This window comes from Bacillus sp. FSL E2-0195 (assembly GCF_038003645.1).
In the GTDB taxonomy this organism is placed as follows: domain Bacteria; phylum Bacillota; class Bacilli; order Bacillales; family Bacillaceae_G; genus Bacillus_A; species Bacillus_A mycoides.
The window spans coordinates 2,119,461-2,140,941 of sequence record NZ_JBBOPN010000001.1; the positions used below are offsets into that span (position 1 = coordinate 2,119,461).

Consider the following 21,481-nt stretch of genomic DNA (forward strand, 5'->3'; position numbering starts at 1 on the left):
AACCATAGGACAAGTTTTGAAAACGCTGTAAAAAGGGGATTTAATATATGAATTATGAAGATTTTAAAGAAGTAATTCACGGTAGACGAAGTGTTAGAAAGTTTACAGAACAAGAAGTATCCACTAGTGATATAAAAGAAATTATTGATTGTGCTCGTTATGCACCGAGTGATACGAACTCACAAACGTGGGAGTTCTTGGTCATTATGAACCGAGAGAAAATTAAAGAAATTGAACAAATGACATGGGATGCATTACATAAACTTGCAGCAAAAGCAGCAGAAAATGGAGAAGAGAAAGCAGGGAAATTGCTTACACGTTCTTTCGGTCCATATGCGACAGCTTTCTCTGAGGCGCCAGTATTAATCGTATGTTTGGCAACACCATATGAATCAAAGTTTCGTGAAAAGATATTTGATCCAATTGCCTTCGTTCCGGATTCAGTATGGGAAGAGGAAGGAATTAAGAGTAGCTGTTTAGCAGCACAAAACTTAATGTTGGCTGCATATGCGAGAGGACTGGGTACTTGTCCAATGACAGGACCTGTATTATTAGCTCAAGATGAACTGCGACAATATTTACAAATTGAGCCTCAAAAACAAATTAATATGGTAATTTCACTCGGGTTTCCGAAAGATAAGCCGAAGAAACTTTCTCGAAAAGAAGTTGATGAGATTACAACATTTATTTTCTAAATGTTATGTAGAAAAGACATTGAAATGACAATGTCTTTTTATTTTGAATGGATATTTTTTTAGTGAATTGGGCTAAAATGATGAATAGAGTGGAATTACTATTTATTTCTTTAAAAAAATTAATGTTCTTAAAATGAAAGTATGGTACAGTAATCGTGAGCAAGCTAATATTTGTTCATGAAAGTGTTAAAAACTAGTTTTAAAATCAAGAAATTATTTTTGTATAATAAATTATAATGAAATAACAGGGGGAATGAATTTTGAAGAAATTCATAATCGCTGGATTGTCTGTATTGTTATTAGTAGGCTGTGGTACTCCAAAGGAAAAAGAGGATGCACAGTCAAACCAGGAAGAACAAGTTGTAAATGCAAGTGATGAGAATATGGTCGTATTTCCTGAAGGGGCAGTGCCAATCGGAGAAGGGAAAGTAAAAGTAACTACTCCAGATGGTACTTCTGAAAATGGCAATATACCAACTGTATTCATAAAAAAGGATACTTTAATTCAGCAAGTCGAATTAGAACTTTCCAATTTTCAAAACGATAAAGAAACATTTGTATTTGTAGATCAAATATTTGCAGATAAACATCAAGTAACTAGTACAACACAGACAACAGTACAATTAAAAGAAAAGACGCTTGAGACAGGTAGTCATACGATTACCGCAGCTCAGTTTGAAAACAATGACCCAAAAGGAAAAGTCATTAGCTTGAATCAAGCGACGTTTGAAACGAAACCTGCGTCTTAATATGGAAAAAAGTACATTACTCAAAAGTAGTGTACTTTTTAGTTTGGATTGAATTATGTCATTGAGAATAATTTGTTTCACTTTCTAGTACGAATGAATAGAAAGAACTTATTCTTTACTATCATGTAAGAGGAAGGAATTGAAAGTTTGAAACGAGTTATTCGTATTTTCTTATTTATTATAATGTTTTCGGTCATTTGGTTTACTTTACAAGAGGCGGTTGAAGTTACGCTCAATTATCACATTCATGACTTGTTAATTGGAGCTGTATGTTTTGTCATTGTGTATCGGTTTTATCAAGCCTTAACGGACAATAAGAACCCCACTTGAAAATTCGGCACATGCGAGGAAGTTAGGTGGGAGATCAACTTGCCCGTAAAAGCCCGATTGGTGAAGGATAATACCCCCCCTATGATTAAAGTTTCGCTTTATAATAAACTCGGATTAAGGTAAGTATTGAGTTGGAAATGTAGGGATTTCATTTGAAATGTCGAATAGTACATACGATGTCGTAATAACAAATTTTCTATTGTTTACTGTGAAACAGAAGAAGGAGAGATTGTAGTTATGAAAAGAGCTCTTATAAATATTGATTATACATATGATTTTGTAGCTGAAAAAGGTGCTTTAACATGCGGGAAACCAGGTCAAGAAATTGAGAAGGAACTTGTAAGTGTAACGAAAAAATTTATTGAAAAAGGTGATTACGTAGTATTTGCGATCGATAAACATGAAGACAATGATGTATATCATCCAGAAGCGAAATTGTTTCCACCTCATAATATAGCAGGTACAAATGGAAGAGACTTATTTGGTGAATTACAAGATGTATGCGAGAAATATAAAAATGCAGAGAATGTATACTATATGGACAAAACACGTTACAGTGCTTTTGCAGGAACGGATCTAGAAATGAAGCTAAGAGAAAGAGGAATAGAGGAAGTGCATCTTATAGGTGTATGTACAGATATTTGCGTCCTTCATACAGCAGTAGATGCTTATAACAAAGGGTTTCAAATTGTGGTTTATGAAAAAGCAGTAGCATCTTTTAATGCGCAAGGGCATGAATATGCACTTGGACATTTTAAATCTTGTTTAAATGCAGAAGTGAAGTGAAAAAAAGAGGCCTTCAAAAGGTCTCTTTTTCACATTTAAATAGAGACGACTTGCTGTTGAATTAACTTTTTAATGAACGGGCTAATCTTTTCTGGTAGCCCATTTAAATCAAAAAATTGTACATGTAATGATTTAGCTTCGTCTGCTTTTAACGAGGTGAGTATTGCGGACTTAAAAGAAAGTCGTTTATAAAAAATTCTATTGTAATATCCCTTTAGAGGATTAAAAAGGGTTATAGTAAATAGAAAAGAACATCTGAAGTTGAAAGATTCATTAAAGGGTTATATTGTTGAAGATGAACAATGAATACAAATACATAGTTAAGAAAGTACGATTTAAGATCAGGATAAAAGATGTTTCGAAAACAAGTGTTGAGATGATAAATGCGTATTTAAAATATAGTAGCTTTGTATGAAATTTTTATTAGTAAGGAAGTGGATAGATGAGTTTATTAACGTATACTGAAGAGTTTTTTAATTATGTAAGGGAATTTTTACTTTTAAGGTTTTTACTATTTGCTTTAGTTCTTATCATTATTTCTTTTGTTATAAATCGCATTATTGATTGGTTTTTTAGAAAATCAAGCTTTTTTGATGAAGAGGTAGAGCAGACAATTCAAAGTGTAATTCGATCTATTTTTAGGTATATCATTATCATCAGTCTTATCATATATTTAATTAGTCAATTTGTAGATATAAAAAGTATTATTGCAGGTGCAGGGATAGCGGGAGTTGTCATCGGTTTTGCTGCACAACAGATGCTAAAAGATGTAATATTAGGCTTTGCAAGATTAGCGGACAAAGAGTTCCGTGTTGGCGATTTTGTTACTTTTAACGGAACAAATTCAGGAACCATTGAGGAAATTAGTATTCGTTTTATGCAAATTCGTGAATGGTCAGGAAAACTCCTTACCATACCACACGGAGAGATTAGAACGATACAAAATTTTAATAAAGGATGGATGCGAGTTATTGAACGCATCACGGTAAGTTATCAGGAAGATCCTACAAGAGTTAAGGAATTGTTAGAAGAAGTGTGTGTTATTTGTAATGAAAAATTGGATCAAGGTCTTTATAGAGTAGATGATGAAGCTGTTGAACCATTTAAATATGTTGGAGTTACAGACTTAAATCCTAATCTTAAATATGTTGGATATGAATTTTGTATTACAGGTTTGATTAAACCGGAAGATTATTTTGAAACTTCTAGACAAGTAAGATTTGAATTAATGTCTATTTTTCATAAAAATCAAGTGCAAATGCCAGCAGCGAATATGTTCGTTAACACTGAAAGTTTACAGAATATCCATGTGGGACAATCTTTATCAGACAGTTAATGAAAACTAGCTAATTTCTGTTTTGGTTTAGAATTTAGATTTGAATGAACTGTATGGGATATCTCCGAAAAAAGAGCTGAAGGAATTCGGTTCTTTTTTGTTTGTAGTATTTTGAAATTTCTTAATGTTATAATGGTAGTTGGTGATGAGAATGAACATAGATGAAAAAGAGATGCATCGTTTAGAGGCATTAAAAGAAATTGCTGAGTTACTAAATGAAGCAACAAACTTACAGGAAATGTTAGGAAAAGTATTACATACATTATTACAAGTTATGAATTTACAAACAGGGTGGATATTCTTTATTGATGAAAGTGGAAAGCATCGTATGCTTGTAGACCAAAACTTACCCCCAGCTCTTACATGGCAGGAAAAGAAGCCGATGTGTGAAGGCGATTGTTGGTGTGTAGAACGTTTTGTGAATGGAAGATTGGAAAAAGCAACAAATATTATTGAATGTAAACGAATAGAGGATGCGATTGAATGTAATTGGGGCGAGACAGAAGATGTTACACATCATGCGACAATCCCGCTAAGATCTGGATCAGAGAAATTTGGTCTATTAAATGTAGCCTCGCCTCATAAAACACATTTTTCAGAGGAGGAGTTAGCGTTATTAGAAGCGATTGCATTTCAAATTGGAACGACAATACAACGTATTCAATTAGTTGAGAAAGAACGAAAATATGTAGTTGTAGCTGAAAGAAATCGATTGGCTCGTGATTTACATGATTCTGTTAAACAATTGTTATTTTCAATTATGCTAACAGCGAAAGGGACTCTAAATATGACGAAGGATAGAGACTTGCAAGAGATGTTAAGTTATATTGGAGAATTATCACAGGAAGCATTACAAGAGATGACACTTTTGATTTGGCAATTAAGGCCTGAAGGATTAGAGAAAGGTTTAGCAGAAGCGATTCAAAATTACGGAAAACTGTTAGGGATTCAAGTGGAAGTTCGAATTGATGGAATGGTTTTAATTGAAGATGAAATAGAAGAAGTTTTATGGCGTATAAGCCAAGAGGCATTACATAATTGTAAAAAACATGCCTCATGTGAAAAAGTATGTGTTCATTTAAGGATAGAAAATAATAAGTTGCATTTTTACATAGAAGATAACGGAATAGGATTTATACAGGATCAAGTAAGAGAGTCAGCACTTGGCTTGAAAAGCATGAAAGAACGAATTGAATTAATGAGGGGAATTTTCCGAATAAAAGCAGAACCGGAAAAGGGGACAAAGATAGAAATTCAATTACCGGTTTGAGAGGGAGAACGTCAGTGGAAATTAAATTATTACTTGTAGAAGATCATCATATCGTTCGAAGGGGACTCGTATTCTTTTTGAAGACGAGAGAAGAATTTGAAATTATTGGGGAAGCAGCAAATGGTGAAGAAGCATTAACATTCGTCCAAGCAGAAAGGCCAGATGTAGTATTAATGGATTTATCAATGCCGAAAATGGATGGTATTGAAGCGACAAAACGTATAAAACAATACGATGAGACAATAAAAATTCTTATGCTCAGTAGTTTTTCAGAACAAGATTACGTTTTACCAGCATTAGAAGCTGGGGCAGATGGTTATCAATTAAAAGAAGTGCAGCCAGATCAACTCGTTGCGTCAATCGTTGCGGTATATCAAGGAAATGCAAATTTTCACCCGAAAGTAACACCAGCACTATTAGGACGATCAGCAGTCAAGAAAGAAAAAGAGAATCCTTTTTCTATGTTAACAAAAAGGGAGCAAGAAGTACTTCGTGAAATTGCGAAGGGAAGAAGCAATAAGGAGATTGCAGCAGAACTTCATATTACAGAACAAACTGTGAAAACACACGTTTCTAACGTATTGGCTAAATTGGAAGTAGATGATCGTACACAAGCTGCCTTATACGCAGTAAAGCATGGGGAAAACTAGAAATAAGTATGAATAATTGTGTCATATGTTACGGTAGAATACATAGGAGCAAATAAAATGTATAGAGATGCCGAATAAAGGTTTTTCTTCTTTCAATAATTAGGTACAATAAAGTGAAACTTTAATCAGTGGGGGGGCCATCCCCACTGATTATTAGTTGAACCAATCGGGTTTTTACGGGCAGTTGATCTCCCACCTAACTCCCTTGCATTCATCGAATTTTGAGGTGGGAGTCTTACTGCCCGTTAATACGGGATAAAGCTACTATGGAAGGGGAAGATACGCTATGCCTGGTACAAAAAGTGGGATTGGAAAGATTCAGGCTTCGTTAAACGGTTTATCACCGAAATTACGAAGTATTGCCGAACATATTTTAAAACATCCACAAGATGTTGTACATAAATCGATTACGGAATTAGCGGAAGTTACGAATAGTTCCGAAGCAACGATATTCCGCTTATGCAAACACTTAGGTTTTCAAGGGTTCCAAGACTTGAAAATTACATTAGCTCGTGAGATTGTACATACCCCGATGCAAAATATTCATGAGGAAGTATCGGTAGAAGATAATATTGTCACTGTTGCTAAAAAAGTTTTTCATTCACATATTACAGGACTGCAAGATACATTACATTTGTTAAACGATAACGCGTTGGAACAGGCAGTAAGTGCGCTGAATGAAGCGAAACGAATTGAGTTTTATGGAAATGGTGGTTCAGGTATTATTGCGATGGATGCTTATCATAAGTTTATGAGAACGGGTATTTCTTGTATCGCTCATACGGATTCACATTTTCAAATTATGGGAGCTGGCTTGTTGACAAAAGAAGCGGTGGTCATTGCAATTTCTCATTCAGGCAGTAATAAAGGTTTACTTGAAGCGTTAGAAGTAGCGAAAGCAAGAGGGGCCAAAATTATTGCGATTACGAGCTATCAAAAATCGGCATTAAGCCAACTTGCTCATATAACATTATATACTTCGACGCGTGAGACAGAATTTCGTACAGAAGCAAGTTCGTCACGATTAGCGCAGCTTAGTTTATTAGATACTTTGTATGTGGGATTGTCATTGCAGCGACAAGAGGAAACACTACAAAATTTACAAAGTATACGTGAAACTATTTCGATGAAGCGAATATAAAGGGCTCTTCAAATGAAGAGCTTTTTATATTGGCGAGTAGTCTGTTGATATACCCTCTAGATATACCCTCTAGATCTACTTGTTCTAAGTGTCTATAGAAGTATGCCAATTACCTATAATAATAATAATAATCTCTCATCTTTTAGACCATTCATTTTTTAAACCTCGATATTTTGCATATGAAATTTAACAAGTAGCTTGATACATCAAAATACGTATTGGGTAATAATTCAAATATTGTTCAATATTTTACAATAAGCTTATGAAATTCCATGTTATGATGAACCTGTAATGATGATTGAACACTTAAATTTGGTACAATAATTAGCCAAAATAGTGAGGACAGTAGTTGTGAGATAAACTCATTAAAACTCTAAAACACTAAAGGGGAGATCACATATGAAAGCAGTAGTAGTTAATAAAAACAGCAAAGCAAATATTGAAGTTATTGAAAAAGAATTACGTCCGTTACACTCGGGTGAAGCGCTAGTAGATGTAGAGTATTGTGGAGTTTGCCACACTGATTTACACGTTGCGAATCATGATTTTGGAAACACCGATGGCCGCATCCTTGGTCATGAGGGTGTAGGTATTGTTACTAAAATTGCTGATGATGTTACTTCACTAAAGATAGGTGACCGTGTAAGTATTGCATGGATGTTCCAATCTTGTGGACGTTGTGAATATTGCGTAACGGGGAGAGAAACATTCTGCCGTGAAGTGAAAAATGCTGGTTATTCAGTAGATGGTGGTATGGCTGAACAATGTATTGTTACAGCTGATTATGCGGTGAAGGTACCAGAAGGATTGGATCCTGCTCAAGCATCATCAATCACATGTGCGGGCGTAACTACATATAAAGCTATAAAAGTATCAGACATTAAACCTGGTCAACCTATCGTAATCTATGGTTGTGGTGGATTAGGTAACCTAGCTATTCAATATGCTAAAAACGTATTTGGTGCAAAGGTAATTGCAGTAGATATCAATGACGACAAATTAGCCTTAGCAAAAGAAGTTGGTGCTGATATGACTATCAATCCGATTTCTCAAGGTCCTGCTGATAAGATTGTGCAAGAGGAGTTTGGTGGTGCTTATGCTGCTGTAGTAACAGCAGTTTCTAAAGTAGCATTCAACTCAGCAGTTGATGCAGTACGTGCTTGCGGTAAAGTAGTTGCGGTAGGTTTACCAGTAGAAACTATGGATTTAAACATTCCACGACTTGTATTAGACGGGATTGAAGTAGTTGGTTCTCTAGTTGGTACTCGTAAGGATCTGGAGGAGGCATTTATGTTCGGCGCAGAAGGAAAAGTAGTGCCAGTTGTTCAAACGTGTTCTCTAGATAAAGTACAAAATGTATTCGAAGAAATGGAACAAGGTAGAATTCAAGGACGTATGGTAATCGATTTTAAACAGCATAATTGTGATTGTAAATAATTCATTTTAAATATAAAAAGCATGAGTCTAGCAAAGGATATGTAAAAAAGTTAGACGGCATAAAAAAGATGATCCCTCGTATTCAATAGGGATCATCTTTTTTATATTCTACTAATATCAATGCCAATTAATATTTGATTGATGAGACATGATTAAAAGTTCACTTTATTTGCAAACGAAAAAGAATCTTTATTTTTAACAAATTTTTTATGATCTGGAACGGTTTGAATTGCTACAACTTGCGAATCTCTTGCTTTCAGTGCATCTTGAATCCCGATTGTCATAAGCTTAATAAAAAGAATCGTAATAAAGAATGAAACGAGAGTATAAAAAATAATCCACCATGAAAGATGCATTTCATAACGATTTAATCCAATAAGACCTGCCCAATCATTAGATAGAGAAACAGGTTTGGGTACTCCGTCATAGAGTTCCCGCATTTGTATCCCGCCAATTACAATGTTAAGCAACGCTAAATGGATAACGAGTATGAGTGCTTGGACGATATGTTCCATGAATAACACAAATAAGCGATCAAGTAATAAGACTCGTAAATGTTTTTTGATAATATGAAAACGGCTAGCACCCAGTAATTGTGAACTTAAAATGTAATCTCGTTTCATAAATTCATCAACCTCAGAGGAGATATATAAAGAAAGTGTAGGTAGAGCGACGAAAATAAGTACGAGAACTTGATAAAACGTAAATGAAATATTTGGATCTAATCTATCAGCATTTGATGTAATTACAATATTAACGGGCGTGATGAGTATGAATGCGATAAATAGAGTTGGGATATAATAAAAAACTTCTGAGCATGCCTGGAAAAATCTCTTGAATCTTGGAGCGTATAAACTTAAGAGGATTCCTATACATGTTCCGCATAAAATTCGAAAGAAGCTAATTGCCACGGCTAATAAAATGGTGAATTTTGCTCCTTCTACAATTTGTAAGAAAACAGACTCTCCAAAACGATCAGATCCAAAAGGTGGCATTAACGATGGCGAAAAGGGGGCCTTTCCAAGTAATTCGTTATTGTCATTGTAAAGTAACTGAGGAGGTTTTGGGATGTTATCTTTAAAGAACCAACTATAAATAAAACTAGCTGAAACAAGTATGAATAGATAAGTAAACCCGATTAAAAATCGTTTTGATTTCCAAATAGATTTCATAATGCTGCTCCTTTCAATTGCTTTTGCCATCTATTCATCATGAATGAGATTATTTGAAAAATGGCATAAAACGGTAAAATAATCATAACAAGTATGATAAATGCAGCTGGAGGTGATATAAACGCCTTCTTAAATAAAAATTGAATAATGCCTTCCATATTAAAAACAAATTCTAAAATGAATAAGTTAGAAAGTAAGAAAACAAAAATCGTTTTTAAATGGTGAAAGAAGTGGATAGATATATTTTTGAATAAATGAATGCATAGTATATAACTTGATGAAAGTCCTTTTCCATATGCAACCTCTACGTAATGTTTTTCATGTTCTTCTTTTATGTATAACACCATCATCCGAAACATTTGTAATGTAGGTAAGACTGCTAAAGATAAAATAGGGAGTAAATAAGCTCGATTTTCATTAAAAGAAATAATGGTGACAGGAGATTCCCCGAATTTCTGAAGTACCCATATGAAAAATATTTGCAAACAAATCATCATCATCATATCAGGGACAGCTTCTAATATGAACACAATTCGGTTTATCCATTTTTTTATATAATCTTTTGCTAAAAAATAAAAAAATGCCATACTAGATGATAGAAAGAGTGCAAGCAAAAAGGCTATAAATAATACAGTAAATGAATATAGGTAGGGTTCTAAAACAGTTGGAAATAATGGTGTCTTTTTGAAATGACCAAATTTCGGGTCTGATCCTATAACTACTAATGATTCAGGGGAGAAAACCTGTTTTAACATAGTAACGATCTGATTAAAAAAATGAATTGGTTGAAAAGTGAATCCCTGTTGAGTGATAAATAAATAAGGTAAATTTAGTAATAGTAAGAGTGATAAAAGAATTGATGAAAGTTTTATTGTGAATTGAGATATTTTATATAACATTAAATCCCTCCGACATCTTTTTACAACATTATACAATAAAATTCATATTTTGTTTTGATTTTTCAGAAAAATATAAATACTATTAGATTTTATAGTATGGGACATATATTTACAAGGTAAAAAAGTGATAGTAGGGAGCCACGCCCTATGTCCATCAAGCTAAGAAAACGAGAACTTATATATTATTATCTTTAGGTGGAGGGGAAAGAATGTTTGATAAATTAAAAAGGTTATTTAAAAAAGATAAAGAGAATGATTAAGAAGATGAGAGGTACATTTTGGTTTGAAAAAAATTTTCTTTTCATAACTTGATTTATGAAAAAATATTTTATATACTAATTCATGTAAACGGTTTACTAGATCGTATTTTGCTAGAAACGAAGGGAAGGTTCGCATGGAAACAAGGGGGAGAGTAATCGGGGTTGACATCGGTACCACAAGTACGAAAACGGTTGTATTCACTGAAAAAGGAAAAGTCGTTGCTTCACATGCAATTGATTATCCAATTATTCAACCGAAGGTCGGATGGGCTGAGCAAGATCCTGATGTAATATGTGCTGCTGTATATAAAACTGTAAGCGTTGCCATTGAAAAGGGTAATGTGTCACCGGAAGATATTTCTTCTATCGGGATTAGTACAGCGATGCATGCCTTAATTGCTGTAGATGAAAACGGTGCGCCGTTAACGCGCTCTATTATTTGGGCAGATAATAGAAGCACAAAGCAATCAGAAAAACTATTACAACAAATGAATGGTCATGACATTTATAGAAGAACTGGTACACCGATTCATCCGATGTCACCACTTTCTAAATTATTGTGGATGAAAGAAGAAGAAACGGAGTTATTCAGAACTGCTCATAAATTTATTTCCATTAAAGAGTATGTCATTTATCAATTATTTTCACGCTATGTAGTTGATTATTCTATCGCATCTGCTACAGGGTTATTTAATTTAAAAACATTAAACTGGGATGAAGATGTTTTAACTATGTTAAATATGTCACCAGAACAATTATCAACACCTGTACCAACTACATATATTTTATCGGGAATGAAGCCGGAATTAGCACAAAAGATGGGTATTAGTGAGGATACTCCAGTTGTTATTGGTGCAAGTGATGGTGTTCTTGCAAATGTAGGTGTCGGTGCAATATCACCTGGCTCAGCTGCAATTACGATCGGGACAAGTGGTGCGGTTCGAACAATTTCATCGAGTGTTAATACAGATGAAAAAGGAAGAACTTTTTGTTACGCATTAACAGATGAGCACTGGGTGATCGGCGGACCAACGAATAACGGTGGAATATTACTTAGATGGTTACGTGATGAATTTGGTAGCCCAGAGCAAGAGGTAGCAAGAAAGCTTGGAATTGATCCTTATGATTTATTAATTAAGTATGCAGAAAGTGTACCAGCTGGAGCAGATGGATTACTATTTTTACCGTTTCTATCTGGAGAACGTGCACCCTACTGGAATGCAAATGCTCGAGGTACATTCTTCGGGATAAACCTTCAGCATAAACGTGAACATTTCATACGAGCAGTTATGGAAGGTGTTTGTATGAGTGTGTATTCAGTAGCACTTGCCATTCGAGATTGTACAGGGCCACTTACTGAAATACGTGTTTCAGGAGGCTTTGCGAAATCTGCATTTTGGAGACAAATGTTATCTGACATGATGGGGAAAGAATTGCTTGTTCCAGAAAGTCATGAAGCATCTGCGCTTGGGGCAGCAGCACTTGCTTTGTATGCAATCGGGAAAATTGATTCTCTTGAAGAGGTGAAGGATTGGATTGATATTGTCCATCACCATGTACCGAATAAAGAAAATACGGCTTTATATTTAGAGATGTTTTATATGTATGAACGACTTTACAATCGTTTGAAAGAAGAATTTGATTGTATAGCTGCTTTCCAACGTAAACAATAGGGGGATTGGGAGAAATGGTAGTTGGGATCGTACTAGCGGCTGTTGTTATATTACTTTTACTAATTACGGTAGTAAAATGGCATCCATTTGTCGCGTTAATTTTAACAGCAATCGGAGTTGGGCTAGCAATGGGGATGCCCTTAATTGGAACTTCACCACAACATCCGGGGATTATCGATTCTATTAAATTAGGTCTTGGTAATACGTTAGGGTTTTTAGCGATTGTTTTAGCTTTAGGAACAATGCTTGGAAAAATGATGGCTGAGTCTGGCGGTGCTGAACGAATTGCAAACACATTAATTGGACGTTTTGGGAAAAAGCGTGTTCACTGGGCAATGATGTTCGTTGCATTTTTAGTAGGGATTCCGGTGTTTTTCCAAGTTGGATTTGTACTATTAATTCCGTTAGTATTTACAATTGCGTTAGAAACAGGGGTATCACTTATTACAATCGGAATTCCGCTAGTAGCAGGTCTTTCGGTTGTACACGGACTTGTTCCACCGCATCCAGCAGCAATGGCAGCGGTAGGTATATTTAAAGCAGATGTAGGGAAGACAATTTTATATGCATTAATTGTCGGACTTCCAACTGCAATAATTTCAGGTCCGCTTTATGGGAAATGGATCGGTGCTCGTATACATAAAGAAGTACCATTAGAAATAGCGGAGCAATTTATTGAAAGAGATAAGAAGAAGGAACTTCCTAGTTTCGGAAATACATTGTTTACTATTTTACTTCCAGTATTTCTTATGCTTGGTGCATCCATTGCGGAAGTAGCGTTAAGCAAAACGAGTCAACTTGCACAAGTATTGCACTTTATTGGAGATCCAATAGTCGCATTATTAATTGCAACGATATATTCTTTCTTTAGTCTTGGCTATGCAAAAGGATTTTCTAAAGACAAAGTCTTACAATTTACAAACGATTGCTTAGGGCCGATTGCAAACATACTGTTAGTTATCGGTGCAGGGGGCGCATTTAATAAAGTGTTATTAGATTCTGGGATTGGAACTACAATTGCGGAGATGGCGAAAGAATCGCATATTTCACCGATATTATTAGGTTGGGGAATTGCTGCACTTATCCGAGTTGCAACGGGATCGGCTACTGTTTCTATGATGACAGCAGCTGGAATTGTAGCACCGATTGCAGCAAGTGCACCAGGAGTAAATGTAGAGTTACTGGCACTTGCAACAGGAGCAGGGTCATTAATTTTATCGCATGTAAATGATTCAGGATTTTGGATGATTAAAGAGTATTTCGGAATGACTGTGAAAGAAACATTATTAACATGGACTGCAATGGAGACAATATTATCTGTTGTAGCACTTGGGCTAATTTCGTTATTAAATATATTTGTATAGAATGGGAGATTGATTAATATGAAACTAGGTTTAATTGGATTAGGAAAAATGGGATTCCCATTAGCTGAACACTTACATGAAGACAAGCATGAAGTAGTTGTATACGATGTAAATAATGAGCTTGTTGAAAAGGCAGGGGAATTAGGGATTACTGCCCGTCATACGTTAAAAGAAATGATTGCTGAACTAGAAGCACCTCGTACAATTTGGGTAATGGTACCTGCAGGAGAAGTTGTCGAGTCAGTACTAAAAGATGTATATCCATTATTAGAGGAAGGCGATATCGTTATTGAAGGCGGAAATTCATTCTATAAGGATACGTTACGCCGTGCTGAAGAAGCGAAAAGCTTTGGTTTACATTATGTAGATATCGGTACATCAGGCGGTGTGGAAGGAGCTAGATACGGTGCTTGCTTAATGGTTGGTGGAGAAAAAGAAATTTATGATCAACTAGAACCTTTATTTAAAGATTTAGCAGTAGAAAATGGTTATTCATATGCAGGCCGCGTCGGTAGTGGGCATTTCTTAAAAATGGTTCATAACGGTATTGAATACGGAATGATGCAAGCAATCGCTGAAGGATTTGAAGTACTAGATAAAAGTGATTTTGATTTCAATTATGAAGATGTTGCAAAAGTATGGGCGAACGGATCAGTTATCCGTGGTTGGTTAATGGACTTAACTGAAAAAGCATTTGCAGATGATCCAAAACTTGATGGCATTAAAGGTGTAATGAACTCTTCAGGAGAAGGGAAATGGACTGTTGAAACTGCGCTTGAATTACAAGCAGCGGCACCAGTTATCGCTATGTCATTATTTATGCGCTACCGTTCACAAGAAGATGATACATTCCACGGAAAAGTGGTTTCTGCACTTCGTAATCAATTCGGTGGACATGAGGTTGTGAAAAAATAGGAAATATTAGTTTTGTGAAACTCATACGAAAGTATGAGTTTTTTTTATTTCTCATACTATTTAATGAAAGTTTTTCCCTCTTTTTACTGTGTTTTGTATAGAAATTTCTGATAATATATAAATATAACTTGAAAACAAAGGGGAGAAATAATTATGAAACTAGTCGTTATTAACGGTACACCAAGAAAATTCGGTAGAACTCGCGTTGTGGCAAAATATATTGCAGAGCAATTTGAAGGGGAGTTATACGATTTAGCAGTAGCGGAATTGCCTTTATATAATGGAGAAGAATCACAACGTGAATTAGAGGCAGTAAAAAAATTAAAAGCTTTAGTGAAAGCTGCGGATGGCGTAGTACTATGTACACCAGAATATCATAACGCGATGAGCGGAGCGCTGAAAAATTCGTTAGACTACTTAAGTAGCAGTGAATTCATCCATAAACCTGTCGCATTGCTAGCAGTTGCTGGAGGAGGTAAAGGGGGAATAAACGCATTAAATAGTATGCGCACTGTCGCTAGAGGCGTTTACGCAAATGCAATCCCAAAACAAGTAGTACTTGATGGATTACATGTGCAAGATGGTGAACTGGGAGAAGATGCAAAACCATTAATTCATGATTTAGTTAAAGAATTAAAAGCATATATGAGCGTATATAAAGAGGTGAAAAAACAACTAGGAGTTGAGTGATATGTCCTCTCTTTATTATGATTCTCGCTTGTACTACATTCTAGGAGCCAATAGTTTATCTGCTATTGGCTCTGGGATTGTTATGATAACGATTCCGTGGCTATTGATTAAGGAAAGTGGGGGAGAGACAACGTTTGGGTATATTTCTATCGTTGCAACTCTCATCATGTTTTTACTAACACCATTCATTGGGCAAAGCATAGATCGTTTTTCAAGAAAATCTTTATTGTTATGTAACGAAGGTATCGGGATAGCCATTATAGGAATGATGGCTATTTGGGGATTTGCTGGGCAATCATACAATTCTATTCATTACATTATTATTTATATAGCAGGTTCTTTCTATTATCTATTATTCTATCCCACAATATTTGCATTTAACCAAGAAATATTTCAATCAGAGCATTATAAAAGTTTAAGTGGCACGATGGAAATACAAGGACAATTAACGCAAGTTATTTCAGGTGCAGCTGCTAGCTTTTTAATTGAGATTATTTCTTTGAAATGGATCTTGTTAGTGGATATGTTAACTTTTGCAGGAGCATTTTTCCTGTTCTTATGTATACCATATGTAAAGAAAAAAGAAGTAAAAGGGAAAGTAACCTTTAAGAAGCAATTGTTCGAAGGAATTCACTTTATGAAAAAGCGCCCTAAGTTATTTTGGTTTTTACTCGCGACTTATATGCCGTTTATCGGTGTCATGATGGCAAATTATTTAATCCCAGTATATATTTCAGATATACTCAAAGCTAGTGCCTCTGTATACGCAATTGAAGGTATGATGTACGGTGTCGGAGCGGTTCTTGCAGGAATAAGTATTCCAATCATGATGAAATATGTCAAAACAGAAGTTTCAATCGTTATGACGATGTTCATTTATGTAATTTCAATTACCGTAATGATTATTGAGCCTTCCATTATGTTATTATATGGACTAGCGATTTTTCATGCGATTGGAAATGCTGGAACGAGAGTGGCGAGAAATGTATTGATGATGGAAGAAATTCCAAATGAAGTAATGGGACGTGTGGACAGCTTATTTCGATTAATTGGTACAGGAATTCGAATTGTATTATTAATGTTGTTTACGGCAGGCGTATCTAAAGCAGGGGTGATGATCCCGTTTTATGTACTGAGCTGTATATTGATCCTATCATTAGGGATTGCTTTTTATTATGTAATTTCAAAACGTAAAACGGAAGCGGATGTGTCTAATAAATCAATTGTTTAAAAAATACTTCTGCCTCCTTTTCTTTTTCTATATAATAAAAAGAAAGGGAGTGTTAACTTATTTATGAACAAATGGATATTGCTTATAATCTTATTACTACCGCCGCTATACATCATTTATATGACGTTTCGAATGAATAAAGTTGCTCGTGAAACATTGAGTAATCACTCTCCATACGTTCTTATATTAGGTGCAAAGTTATTTGGAGATAGACCGTCTTTATCTCTTCAAAATCGTTTGGATATAGCGTTGGAATATTTACATGCTCACCCTGAGGTGAAAGTAATTGTTTCAGGTGGTCAAGGGGAAGATGAAGATATACCGGAAGCTCACAGTATGAGAAACTATTTAATGGTACATGGTATAGATGAGAATCGTATTTTAATTGAAGACCGCTCTACAAATACGTATGAAAATTTAAAGTTTAGTATGGATTTATATGATGTAAAGCATGCGGTAGTTGTAAGTAATACGTATCATTTATATCGAACGAAAATAATTGCAAAGCGTTTAGGGATAAAGATGGAAGCTTTGGCTGCTGAAACACCGAGACGCTCTAAGAAAAAAGCGTATGTGCGTGAATATGCTGCAATTATGAAAACAATATTGTTCGACCGTTAGAGCTCAAATGAGAGCTCTTTTTTTGTATAATAAAGCGTATCATTTGAAATGAATGCTATATTCCATCAAAATAAAGGAAACAACATGAAAGGAGTTGTGTCTGTGATTCAATTTAATCATGTGTCAAAAGCGTATGAAGATGGCACAAAAGCAGTGGATTCATTACATTTAGAAATTAAAAAAGGAGAATTTTTTGTTCTCATTGGTCCGAGTGGTTGCGGGAAAACAACGACAATGAAGATGATTAACCGTTTAATTGAAACGACGGAAGGATCAATTTTAATCGATGGAAAAGATATTCAACAATATAACATAAACGAACTACGTTGGAATATAGGGTACGTGTTGCAGCAGATTGCGCTGTTTCCACATATGACAATTGCTGAAAATATTGCAGTTGTCCCTGAAATGAGAAAATGGACCAAAAAGGAAATAAAAGCACGTGTCGATGACTTGCTACAGATGGTTGGGCTCGATCCAGATGTATATCGTGATCGCATGCCAGATGAATTGTCGGGAGGACAGAAACAACGTGTTGGTGTCGTACGGGCATTAGCCGCAAACCCGAAAATTGTACTTATGGACGAACCATTTAGTGCGTTAGATCCGTTAAGTAGGGAGCAGCTTCAGAAGGATATCGTACAACTGCAAAAAAAGATTCAAAAAACAATCGTGTTTGTAACGCACGATATGCAAGAGGCTTTATCACTTGGTGATCGTATTTGTGTAATGAAAGAAGGAAAAGTTGTTCAATTAGATACACCAGAAGGAATTATACATAACCCGAAAAATGAGTTTGTAGAGGAGTTCATTGGAAATCGTGGACGACCTTGGTATGAGGGGAAGAGTATAGAAGAGGTATTGCCGCTAGACGAGGGTATACGAGTTGAAGGGAATGCTTTATCTTTACATTCGTCATTACAAGAAGCACTAGTCCGCTTACAAACTGAAGAGTCAGTGCCGGTTGAAGAGCATGGTCAATATGTTGGAGCGTTAACAAGTCGTCATATTGTCAATTACATTGTTGAACAAATGAAGGAAAGAGGCTAAACAGTGACTGATTTTATTCAAACGTTCCAAGAACGAAAAGTAGAATTGCTAAGTGCATTAAGTGAGCATTTACAAATATCGCTTATTTCACTATTTTTTGCAGTAATTATTGCAGTGCCGCTCGGCATTATATTAACGAGAAAAGAACGAATGGCTGAATTTATTATAGGGACTTCTGCTGTTATGCAGACAGTGCCCTCACTTGCTTTACTTGGACTATTAATTCCGTTAGTAGGAATTGGAAAACTGCCAGCTATAATCGCATTAGTTGTGTATGCACTATTACCTATTTTACGAAATACATATACAGGAATACGGGAATTAGATGAATCACTTATAGAAGCGGCGAGAGCTATGGGGATGAATAGCTGGAAAAGATTATGGAAGGTAGAGCTTCCGCTCGCATTGCCAATTATTATGGCTGGTATTCGTACAGCGATGGTATTAATTGTTGGAACGGCTACATTAGCTGCTTTAATAGGCGCTGGTGGGCTCGGTAAGCTCATATTATTAGGTATAGATCGAAATGACCATGCGCTTATCATTTTAGGGGCCGTACCAGCTGCGTTACTCGCTTTATTCTTTGATATAGTACTTCGCATACTTGAGAGCCCGAAACGCTCTTCTAAGCGCGTTATATTGACGATATGTATAGTTGTAGTAATGATAGCTGCTCCATTTCTTTGGAATACCGAAAAGAAAGACATAGTTATTGCTGGTAAACTTGGATCTGAACCAGAAATATTAATTCAAATGTACAAGCAACTTATTGAACAGGATACAGATTTACAAGTGGAATTAAAGCCAGGCCTTGGAAAAACAGCATTTGTATTCGAAGCGTTAAAATCAGGTGAAGTAGATATATACCCAGAATTTTCAGGTACAGCTTTATCTACTTTCGTGAAAGAAGAACCGAAAAGTACAAATCGTGATGAAGTATATGAACAAGCTCGTATTGGAATGGAAAAGAAATATAATATGGTTATGTTAAAGCCAATGGAGTATAACAATACATACGCACTAGCCATGCCGAAAAAAATAGCAGATCAAAATAACATAAATACAATTTCTGATTTAGGAAAAATTGCACAGGAAGCTAAAGTAGGATTTACATTAGAATTTGCTGATCGTGAAGATGGTTATAAAGGAATGCAAAAATTATATAACTATAAGTTTTCAAATGTTAAAACGATGGAACCGAAACTGCGCTATAGTGCAATACAATCGGGAGATGTTAACGTAATCGATGCATATTCAACAGATAGTGAATTGGAGCAATATGGGCTTAAAGTGCTAAAAGATGATAAAGGACTATTCCCGCCTTATCAAGGAGCACCATTATTAAGAAAAGAGACGTTACAGAAATATCCTGAACTCGAAAAAGTATTAAATGAATTATCTGGAAAGATTACAGATGAAGAAATGAGAAAAATGAATTATGAAGTAAATGTGAATGGGAAAAGTAGCGAAGAAGTCGCAAAACAATTTTTACAAAAAGAGAAGTTACTTCGTTAATTTTACAATAAATATACAATTTTATATATATGAAATGACCGTTCATTACAAAATGAACGGTTTTTTTGTGCATACTTATACATTTTTTCAAAAAAGTATTCCATTTTTCTTCATTTTCTTTTAGAATAAGTAATGTTTTCCTGAAAAAATATAAGAGAAACGTCTATTAGAGAAAAAGGTGACTTTAATAGTTGAACGAACATAACACCTAGAATGACAGATGGGGTGGTACAAATAGAAAAGAAGTTAGGATTTTTTCCGTTAATCGCATTAGTAGTTGGAACGATGGTTGGTGGCGGTGTTTTTAGTTTACCGCATGATTTAGCAGTAGGAGCAAATAGTGGTGCAACGATAATTGGTTGGTGTATTACAGCAATGGGAATGATTCCACTTGCGCTCGTATATCAAACGTTAGCAAGACAAAAACCGGAGCTTGAGGGCGGAATTTATAGTTATGCACGAGCTGGATTCGGTGAATATATTGGTTTTAACAGTGCTTGGGGATACTGGCTAGCAGGGATTTTAGGGAATGTTGCAACAATTATGTTACTGTTTAGTACATTAGGTTACTTCTTCCCAATTTTTAAAGGCGGAAATAATGTTGCGTCAATCGTAGGTGCATCACTTTTATTATGGACATTGCATTTTCTAATTTTATTTGGAATTCGTGAAGCTTCCATTATGAATGTTATCGCAACGATTGGGAAATTAGTTCCGATTTTATTATTTATTGTCGTGATGGTAACAGCGTTTCGCTGGGATACATTTACACATGACTTTTGGGGCGAAGGAACTATCTCAGTTTCCTCTGTACTAGGTCAAGTGAAAAATACAATGCTTGTAACCCTTTGGGTGTTCATTGGGGTTGAAGGAGCAGTTGTATTATCAGGAAGAGCTAAAAATAGTAGAGACGTTGGAAAAGCGACAGTACTTGGACTTATTTTAGTAATGTCTATTTATATTTTAATTTCTGTTCTGTCAATGGGAGCCATGACAAGAAAAGAACTTTCAGTATTAGAGACTCCTTCAATGGGACATGTATTAGAACATGTTGTTGGGCCATGGGGTGCAATGGCAATTAATATTGGATTAGTTGCGTCACTTGTAGGTACATTAATTGGCTGGTTTTTACTTGTTTCTGAAATTTCTCACGTAGCAGGAAAAGACGGCGTGTTTCCGAAAGTCTTTACGAAAACAAATAAGAAACAAACGCCGCATATGGCATTGTGGATTTCAAATATCGTTGCCCAAACTATATTTATAATCGTTCTGTTTTCGCAATCGACATATCAAATTATGTATTTTATTGCGTCAACATCTATATTACTGCCGTACTTATTATCAGCGCTATTTCAATTGAAATTAGTCATCACGAAAGAGTTGAAAGTTGCGAGAGTAAAAAATGGATTGTTAGCATTAATTGCTTCCCTATACTCTGTATGGTTAATTTATGCAGCTGGTTTAAAGAATTTATTGCTTGTTTCAATCGTATATGGTATTGGGATTCTCGTGTATATGTTTGCAAGAAAAGAAAAAGGGAATCGTTGTTTTGCAGGCAAAGAGCGATATGTGATGTGGGCAATTGTTATTGCAGCTATTACATCACTTTATATGTTACTGATAGGAACTATAAAAATGTAAAAGTCCTTTTAATTTAAAGGGCTTTTTTCCTTGTCTAGAGAATATTTAATACATAA

The 21,481-nt window shown here is 35.3% G+C and carries 20 protein-coding genes and 1 pseudogene; 18 read left to right on the forward strand and 3 right to left on the reverse strand.

Translation table 11 applies throughout. The features are described from left to right. The first annotated feature begins 47 nt into the window (after positions 1–47). The 4 genes from MHH59_RS10975 to MHH59_RS10990 all read left to right on the forward strand — a co-directional run bounded on the left by MHH59_RS10975 (position 48) and on the right by MHH59_RS10990 (position 2,560). Positions 48–695, forward strand: a complete 648-nt coding sequence (locus MHH59_RS10975; RefSeq protein WP_002127213.1) for a nitroreductase family protein — start codon at positions 48–50, stop codon at positions 693–695. A gap of 260 nt (positions 696–955) precedes the next feature. Beyond that, positions 956–1,444 carry a hypothetical protein gene (locus MHH59_RS10980; protein WP_002065200.1) on the forward strand — a complete coding sequence of 163 codons (489 nt, stop codon included), beginning with the start codon at positions 956–958 and terminating at the stop codon, positions 1,442–1,444. A gap of 147 nt (positions 1,445–1,591) precedes the next feature. Continuing rightward, positions 1,592–1,774 carry a hypothetical protein gene (locus MHH59_RS10985; RefSeq protein WP_012260876.1) on the forward strand — a complete coding sequence of 61 codons (183 nt, stop codon included), beginning with the start codon at positions 1,592–1,594 and terminating at the stop codon, positions 1,772–1,774. 237 nt (positions 1,775–2,011) lie between these two features. Beyond that, a complete protein-coding gene (locus tag MHH59_RS10990) occupies positions 2,012–2,560 on the forward strand; it encodes a cysteine hydrolase family protein (RefSeq protein ID WP_016126872.1) in 549 nt (182 codons plus the stop codon). 35 nt (positions 2,561–2,595) lie between these two features. On the opposite strand, the pseudogene MHH59_RS10995 reads toward MHH59_RS10990, so the two are convergent. Next, positions 2,596–2,715: pseudogene (locus MHH59_RS10995) on the reverse strand (NUDIX hydrolase); the annotation flags it as partial. Between the two features lie 287 nt (positions 2,716–3,002). Here MHH59_RS10995 and MHH59_RS11000 point away from each other — a divergent pair. The 5 genes from MHH59_RS11000 to adhP all read left to right on the forward strand — a co-directional run bounded on the left by MHH59_RS11000 (position 3,003) and on the right by adhP (position 8,394). After that, positions 3,003–3,896 (forward strand): mechanosensitive ion channel family protein, encoded by an 894-nt coding sequence (locus MHH59_RS11000; protein ID WP_002127215.1) that lies wholly within the window; start codon positions 3,003–3,005, stop codon positions 3,894–3,896. Positions 3,897–4,068: 172 nt separating this feature from the next. Next, positions 4,069–5,166: a GAF domain-containing sensor histidine kinase gene (locus tag MHH59_RS11005; protein ID WP_220089392.1), complete on the forward strand. Its 1,098-nt coding sequence runs from the start codon at positions 4,069–4,071 to the stop codon at positions 5,164–5,166. Positions 5,167–5,180: 14 nt separating this feature from the next. Beyond that, the gene (locus tag MHH59_RS11010; protein ID WP_098634961.1) at positions 5,181–5,816 is read left to right on the forward strand and encodes a response regulator; all 636 of its coding nucleotides are present in this window, start codon (positions 5,181–5,183) and stop codon (positions 5,814–5,816) included. Between the two features lie 286 nt (positions 5,817–6,102). Continuing rightward, entirely contained in the window at positions 6,103–6,957 is an 855-nt protein-coding gene (locus MHH59_RS11015; protein ID WP_002012688.1) for a MurR/RpiR family transcriptional regulator, read from the forward strand. 399 nt (positions 6,958–7,356) lie between these two features. Next, the gene (gene adhP / locus MHH59_RS11020; RefSeq protein WP_002012687.1) at positions 7,357–8,394 is read left to right on the forward strand and encodes an alcohol dehydrogenase AdhP; all 1,038 of its coding nucleotides are present in this window, start codon (positions 7,357–7,359) and stop codon (positions 8,392–8,394) included. Positions 8,395–8,546: 152 nt separating this feature from the next. Here the strand turns inward: adhP and MHH59_RS11025 are convergent, their stop codons facing one another. Together MHH59_RS11025 and MHH59_RS11030 are read right to left on the reverse strand one after the other, a co-directional pair. Further along, a complete protein-coding gene (locus tag MHH59_RS11025) occupies positions 8,547–9,566 on the reverse strand; it encodes an ABC transporter permease (RefSeq protein ID WP_002127221.1) in 1,020 nt (339 codons plus the stop codon). Beyond that, positions 9,563–10,465: an ABC transporter permease subunit gene (locus MHH59_RS11030; RefSeq protein WP_002127222.1), complete on the reverse strand. Its 903-nt coding sequence runs from the start codon at positions 10,463–10,465 to the stop codon at positions 9,563–9,565. The genes MHH59_RS11025 and MHH59_RS11030 overlap by 4 nt, the downstream gene beginning before the upstream one ends. 394 nt (positions 10,466–10,859) lie before the next feature. Between MHH59_RS11030 and gntK the strand changes: the two genes are divergently transcribed. From gntK to MHH59_RS11075, 9 genes are all read left to right on the forward strand, one after another. Next, positions 10,860–12,398, forward strand: a complete 1,539-nt coding sequence (gntK, locus tag MHH59_RS11035) for a gluconokinase (RefSeq protein ID WP_044441885.1) — start codon at positions 10,860–10,862, stop codon at positions 12,396–12,398. 14 nt (positions 12,399–12,412) lie between these two features. Continuing rightward, on the forward strand, positions 12,413–13,762 hold the full coding sequence (locus MHH59_RS11040; protein WP_340851208.1) for a GntP family permease: 1,350 nt from the start codon (positions 12,413–12,415) through the stop codon (positions 13,760–13,762). An 18-nt stretch (positions 13,763–13,780) separates the two neighbouring features. Continuing rightward, a complete protein-coding gene (gnd, locus tag MHH59_RS11045) occupies positions 13,781–14,677 on the forward strand; it encodes a phosphogluconate dehydrogenase (NAD(+)-dependent, decarboxylating) (protein WP_002127226.1) in 897 nt (298 codons plus the stop codon). A gap of 153 nt (positions 14,678–14,830) precedes the next feature. Then, complete coding sequence (locus tag MHH59_RS11050) at positions 14,831–15,367, forward strand: NADPH-dependent FMN reductase (protein ID WP_071745885.1); 537 nt, start codon at positions 14,831–14,833, stop codon at positions 15,365–15,367. A 1-nt stretch (position 15,368) separates the two neighbouring features. After that, positions 15,369–16,598: an MFS transporter gene (locus MHH59_RS11055; RefSeq protein ID WP_050000713.1), complete on the forward strand. Its 1,230-nt coding sequence runs from the start codon at positions 15,369–15,371 to the stop codon at positions 16,596–16,598. Between the two features lie 63 nt (positions 16,599–16,661). Then, positions 16,662–17,219, forward strand: coding sequence for a YdcF family protein (locus tag MHH59_RS11060; protein ID WP_002127228.1), 558 nt, complete (start codon positions 16,662–16,664; stop codon positions 17,217–17,219). 102 nt (positions 17,220–17,321) lie between these two features. Further along, positions 17,322–18,269 carry an ABC transporter ATP-binding protein gene (locus MHH59_RS11065; RefSeq protein WP_033709046.1) on the forward strand — a complete coding sequence of 316 codons (948 nt, stop codon included), beginning with the start codon at positions 17,322–17,324 and terminating at the stop codon, positions 18,267–18,269. 3 nt (positions 18,270–18,272) lie between these two features. After that, a complete protein-coding gene (locus tag MHH59_RS11070) occupies positions 18,273–19,784 on the forward strand; it encodes an ABC transporter permease/substrate-binding protein (RefSeq protein WP_002127232.1) in 1,512 nt (503 codons plus the stop codon). 213 nt (positions 19,785–19,997) lie between these two features. Continuing rightward, positions 19,998–21,425: a basic amino acid/polyamine antiporter gene (locus MHH59_RS11075; RefSeq protein ID WP_340851210.1), complete on the forward strand. Its 1,428-nt coding sequence runs from the start codon at positions 19,998–20,000 to the stop codon at positions 21,423–21,425. The last annotated feature ends 56 nt before the right edge of the window (positions 21,426–21,481 follow it).

Excerpts from the sequence above, each read along its gene's own strand:
- MHH59_RS10975 (WP_002127213.1), top strand. The coding sequence starts at position 48 with ATGAATTATGAAGATTTTAAAGAAGTAATTCACGGTAGACGAAGTGTT.
- MHH59_RS10990 (WP_016126872.1), top strand. The coding sequence starts at position 2,012 with ATGAAAAGAGCTCTTATAAATATTGATTATACATATGATTTTGTAGCT.
- MHH59_RS11000 (WP_002127215.1), top strand. The coding sequence starts at position 3,003 with ATGAGTTTATTAACGTATACTGAAGAGTTTTTTAATTATGTAAGGGAA.
- MHH59_RS11005 (WP_220089392.1), top strand. The coding sequence starts at position 4,069 with ATGCATCGTTTAGAGGCATTAAAAGAAATTGCTGAGTTACTAAATGAA.
- MHH59_RS11015 (WP_002012688.1), top strand. The coding sequence starts at position 6,103 with ATGCCTGGTACAAAAAGTGGGATTGGAAAGATTCAGGCTTCGTTAAAC.
- adhP (WP_002012687.1), top strand. The coding sequence starts at position 7,357 with ATGAAAGCAGTAGTAGTTAATAAAAACAGCAAAGCAAATATTGAAGTT.
- MHH59_RS11025 (WP_002127221.1), bottom strand. The coding sequence starts at position 9,566 with ATGAAATCTATTTGGAAATCAAAACGATTTTTAATCGGGTTTACTTAT.
- MHH59_RS11030 (WP_002127222.1), bottom strand. The coding sequence starts at position 10,465 with ATGTTATATAAAATATCTCAATTCACAATAAAACTTTCATCAATTCTT.
- gntK (WP_044441885.1), top strand. The coding sequence starts at position 10,860 with ATGGAAACAAGGGGGAGAGTAATCGGGGTTGACATCGGTACCACAAGT.
- MHH59_RS11040 (WP_340851208.1), top strand. The coding sequence starts at position 12,413 with ATGGTAGTTGGGATCGTACTAGCGGCTGTTGTTATATTACTTTTACTA.
- gnd (WP_002127226.1), top strand. The coding sequence starts at position 13,781 with ATGAAACTAGGTTTAATTGGATTAGGAAAAATGGGATTCCCATTAGCT.
- MHH59_RS11050 (WP_071745885.1), top strand. The coding sequence starts at position 14,831 with ATGAAACTAGTCGTTATTAACGGTACACCAAGAAAATTCGGTAGAACT.
- MHH59_RS11055 (WP_050000713.1), top strand. The coding sequence starts at position 15,369 with ATGTCCTCTCTTTATTATGATTCTCGCTTGTACTACATTCTAGGAGCC.
- MHH59_RS11060 (WP_002127228.1), top strand. The coding sequence starts at position 16,662 with ATGAACAAATGGATATTGCTTATAATCTTATTACTACCGCCGCTATAC.
- MHH59_RS11075 (WP_340851210.1), top strand. The coding sequence starts at position 19,998 with ATGACAGATGGGGTGGTACAAATAGAAAAGAAGTTAGGATTTTTTCCG.